6 protein-coding genes are annotated in these 4,394 nt (G+C 47.6%); all 6 read right to left on the minus strand.

Annotated elements, in window-relative coordinates; genetic code table 11:
- Positions 1–327 precede the first annotated feature (327 nt).
- Positions 328–1,623: a Tol-Pal system beta propeller repeat protein TolB gene (gene tolB / locus A3750_RS13890; protein ID WP_068464259.1), complete on the minus strand. Its 1,296-nt coding sequence runs from the start codon at positions 1,621–1,623 to the stop codon at positions 328–330.
- A 10-nt stretch (positions 1,624–1,633) separates the two neighbouring features.
- Complete coding sequence (tolA, locus tag A3750_RS13895; RefSeq protein WP_068464262.1) at positions 1,634–2,596, minus strand: cell envelope integrity protein TolA; 963 nt, start codon at positions 2,594–2,596, stop codon at positions 1,634–1,636.
- Entirely contained in the window at positions 2,593–2,985 is a 393-nt protein-coding gene (gene tolR, locus A3750_RS13900; RefSeq protein WP_231871825.1) for a protein TolR, read from the minus strand. Before tolR ends, tolA begins: the two co-directional genes overlap by 4 nt.
- A 35-nt stretch (positions 2,986–3,020) precedes the next feature.
- Positions 3,021–3,695, minus strand: coding sequence for a protein TolQ (tolQ, locus tag A3750_RS13905; RefSeq protein WP_068458519.1), 675 nt, complete (start codon positions 3,693–3,695; stop codon positions 3,021–3,023).
- Between the two features lie 13 nt (positions 3,696–3,708).
- The gene (locus tag A3750_RS13910; protein ID WP_197466494.1) at positions 3,709–4,125 is read right to left on the minus strand and encodes a YbgC/FadM family acyl-CoA thioesterase; all 417 of its coding nucleotides are present in this window, start codon (positions 4,123–4,125) and stop codon (positions 3,709–3,711) included.
- On the minus strand, positions 4,125–4,394 hold a 270-nt coding region (locus A3750_RS13915), incomplete at its 5' end, for a Holliday junction DNA helicase RuvB C-terminal domain-containing protein (RefSeq protein ID WP_304440194.1). The genes A3750_RS13915 and A3750_RS13910, both read right to left, overlap by 1 nt.

Raw genomic sequence — 4,394 nt, forward strand, 5'->3', positions numbered from 1 at the left:
CAGTGCCTGCACCCGTACCAGAAGCTTCTCCAGTCTGCTCGGCTGTTGGCTCTAAAGGCTCTTCATCAGCAGTGCTTGTTGTTTCACAACCAACCAATACAGTTGTCGCTAAAATCAGGGCTAGGCCATGTTTGTAAGCTTCTAGTTTCATTGTTCTTCCTTTGTCAGATCTAAGATAATTCGTAGCCGCTTTTGTAATCATTCTATCAAGCGTTTGGTTTTTTCGTTCGGCCATGCGCTCTAAAACACATCACGCGCACATAGCTTGAGGACTGAGTTCATACTAATTCAAGCATCCCGCGCCACACAAGACACCTATTTATAATTTTAGTTTAGAAATGGTGACCATGCAGGTTCTCTTACCTGACCAAAGCTTGACGGAAGAAAATATTTAGAGTCTCCATCAACTGAAACCACCCCCAATACACCCTGTCCATTTCGTTTCGTCGCATAAATGATCATCCTCCCATTTGGCGAAACACTGGGTGACTCATCAAGCGGAGTATCCGTCAGGATATACTGATCACTTCCGTCTTCATTCATTGAAGCTATATGATAATTAGAAGAAGACTGATGCACGAAGTACACCTTATCCCCGTCTTGACTAAATCTAGGCCGCGAGTTGTATCGACCTGTAAAAGTCAGTCTCTTGGGGCGGCGATCTATCAAATCCATTTCATAAATCTGGGGAGTACCAGAACGATCACTTGTGAACACTATTTTTCGGCCATCCCGGGACCAGCTACCCTCCGTATCTATCCCGTAATGATTCGTCAGACGATCCAAGCTCGATGTTGCAATATCGAAGGAGTAAAGCTCAGCGTTTCCGTCTTTAGAGAGCGTCATCAGCAGCTTCTTATCATCTGGAGACCACATGGGAGAGCTATTCAATCCTCTGAACGCAGTAACCTGGCGCCGCTTTCCTGTTTTTATATTTTGGATATAAATTGCAGGCCGCCCAGTTTCAAAAGAAACATAGCTAAGCTGCTTAGCATCGTTCGACCAAGACGGAGAAAGAATCGGTTCAGACCCCTTGTATAGAGTCTTAGAGCGCTGACCATCCGCGTCAGCAAGCTGCAACCGATACTCACTTACTCCACCTTTTTTGATATCCAGCGTTACGTAAGCAATTTTAGTCGAAAATGCTCCTTTAACGCCGGTAATCGCCTCGTAGACTTTGTCGGATATACGGTGCGCTAGCGAACGCAATCCGGTTGCGCTGGCGGAAATCAATTCCCCAACTATCCGCTTCTGATTGTAAACGTCCATCAATTCATATTGAACGTGAAACCGACGCCCGGCGGCATCCGAGCTAATCTGACCGACCAACACAAAACTTTGCCCGAGCATCTTCCAGTCGCGAAAATGCACGTCCGTCGACTGATCTGGCAAGCTGAGCATTTTGTTTGTAGGTAAGGTTACGAAATCACCGCTACGAAGCAAATTCGCATCGATAATCCTTGCCACATCTGCAGATAACGGCTGGTTAGTTCGATTGGTAAAAGGAACCACCGATATAGGAACCGCATCATCAGACCCCTTGGTAATCTCAATTAATAGCTCTGCACGAACACTCGCCGAGAGAGTGAGCGCCACGAATACAAGAAACTTAACTAAATACATAATATTCCGTTTAATCAGACGGTTTAAAGCTCATTTGGAAGCTACGAAAGTACTTTTCGAAAAAAGCTGGCTCCGTAGGAACCTCAAATTTATTCACTGCCCGTACAGCCCGCACAGCACTTTCATCAAGCGCAGAGTTACCGCTTGAGTTAATAATCGAAACCTTGGATAACTCTCCTGAAGGAAAAAGCTCGATGCGTAACAAAACGCTAGAACCTCCGCTATTCGGCGGTTTATGCCAGCGCGACTCGATTCGACTTCGAATAATCGACAAATAACGAGCCTTCTCATCAACATCTAACACAGGCTCATCCGTGCGCTCCGCGGCTTTCAGATCCTCTATGCCCTTCAAGCGCTCAGCCAAACGCTGCTCTCGCAGCGTCTGCTCCCTCGCCTCAGCAAGCTGCTTGAGCTTTTCAACTTCTTTTTGCGCCTGCTCTTGCTGTCTAGCTTTTTGCTGACGTTCTTTTTCAGCACTGGCAAGCTTTTCTTTAGCTTGCTGTTCGCGCCGTTTCTTTTCGGCGCGATCCTTTTCAAGTTGCTGTTGCTTTTTTTTGTCTGCTACCAGCTTTTTGCGCTCGGCTTCTTTTTTAGCCGCAGCTTTACGCTTGCGCTCCTCTTCTGCCTTTCTCTTCGCCAAATCTTTCTTTTTTTGCGCTTGTTTCTTCTTTTTTAGATCATCTTGGCGCTTCTTTTCCAAGGCCTCGCGCTCTAATCGCTGCTTTTTCTTGTAGGGCAGTCGATCAACCTCTTCGGCAGTCAGCACACGCGCCTCAATGCTCTGAGGAATGACGTATGTTTTGACCGCTTCAGTGCTGCTCCAAGACCAAGTCATAACAATAACGACAAGCAAGTGCACGCCGACACTCGCTACAAGGTATCGCCTGTGACCTTTTGTGAGGGCCTCCCTCACATATTTGGCCATCCCCAACCATTGGTTAAATCGCTCTGAGCCTGATGGTTTGTTGCTCATGGGTCCTCGGTGATCAAGCCAACACCTTTGGCACCGGCCGCCTGAACCACAGCCATCAGTTCTACAACCACGCCATATTCGACATTTTTGTCACCACGAATCAGCACCGAAAGCGCTGGATTAACCGAAAGCAAATCAGTAACACTATCCACCAATTGGTCTTGAGACAAAGGCGCATCCGAGAGAGAGCTCATCTCCATGTAATAGGCGCCGTTCAAGTCAACGGTAATTATTAGTGGTTCTTGGTTCTGCTCTACAATGACAGGAGCAGATTCCACGTTTGGTAAATCTATTTTGATCCCCTGAGTCAGCATCGGTGCCGTCACCATAAAAATGATCAGCAACACGAGCATGACGTCAATATAAGGTACGACGTTGATGTCGGACATTGGCTTTTTCTTCTGCCTAGCCATCTATCAGACCCTTATTCAGGTTTTTCTGTGGAATAGACATTGCGGTGAAGAATACTTGAAAACTCTTCAACGAATGTTTCATAAGTGCTGTAAAGTCTATCCGCATTCGCGGAAAAACGGTTGTAAGCAACCACCGCCGGTATAGCCGCAAACAGCCCCATTGCCGTCGCGATGAGTGCCTCTGAAATACCTGGGGCCACGGTCGCGAGCGTGGCTTGCTGCTCCTGCGCCAAACCAAGGAACGAATTCATAATGCCCCATACTGTCCCAAACAAACCAATATAAGGACTTGTTGAGCCAACAGTAGCCAGAAATGGCAGGCTGGCATCCAGCCGATCAGACTCTCGCGACAAAGCTACACGCATTGATCGCTGAGTACCTTCCATAATCGCATCGGCATCCATGTCGTTTTTCCGTAAACGATTAAACTCTTTAAAGCCAGATCGAAATATATACTCCAAGCCAGGATGACTTTCAGACTCTCGATATAAGCGGCCCAGATCCATCCCAGACCAGAAGCGCTCCTCAAACTCAGCCTGATCTGCTTTCGCTGCTTTGAAATACGCACTGCGTTGAAAAATCAAATACCAGGAAATAACCGAAGCCGCCAACAGTAATAGCATGACCAACTGGACGAGCACGCTCGCGTCAGCAATCAAACCCCAAACAGATATTTGTTCTTGCAAGATTTTTCCCCTGTTACTTTTCTAAATCGGCCCGCAATGCAGCAGAAAGCGAGGCAGGCATTTTTCTAGGCCGGCCACTCATAAGATCAACACACGCAACTTTCACTTCGCCCTCGACCAAGCGCTTACCCGGCTCCGAGCGACGCTCTACCCACTGATGAACACGAAAGTAACTGTTTCGCAGCTCAAGAGACTGAACACAAACATCCAATTCATCATCCAAATAGGCAGAAGCCCGATATTTCATCGCGAGCTCGGCAACAACGAAACTTATACCGTCATTAAGTGACCGCCTCATTTCAAATCCATAGCTGCGCACAAACTCTGTCCGCGCTCGCTCGAAGAACTTCAGGTAATTTGCATAAAACACAATGCCACCCGCATCGGTATCTTCTAAATAAACCCTCAGAGGAAATCGATATAGCCCCACTACGTCGCCCCACCTTCGACAGGCATCGACAGACCGAAATGAAGCCATGCTTTTTCAGTCGTCACTCTGCCCCGAGGCGTGCGAGTCATGTAGCCTTGCTGAATAAGATAAGGCTCTAAAACATCCTCAATTGTCCCACGCTCTTCACCAATTGCAGCAGCCAGGCTTTCCACCCCTACCGGACCTCCGCCGAAGTTTTCTATCATGGTAAGCAAGAGGCGACGATCCATTCGATCAAACCCAGATTCGTCAACGCTCAGCATATTCAG

The sequence above is a fragment of the Oleiphilus sp. HI0079 genome, assembly GCF_001635105.1.

What these genes read in the sequence shown, in the direction of transcription:
- tolB (WP_068464259.1), bottom strand. Translation starts at nt 1,623, where the DNA reads ATGTATTTAGTTAAGTTTCTTGTATTCGTGGCGCTCACTCTCTCGGCG.
- tolA (WP_068464262.1), bottom strand. Translation starts at nt 2,596, where the DNA reads ATGAGCAACAAACCATCAGGCTCAGAGCGATTTAACCAATGGTTGGGG.
- tolR (WP_231871825.1), bottom strand. Translation starts at nt 2,985, where the DNA reads ATGTCCGACATCAACGTCGTACCTTATATTGACGTCATGCTCGTGTTG.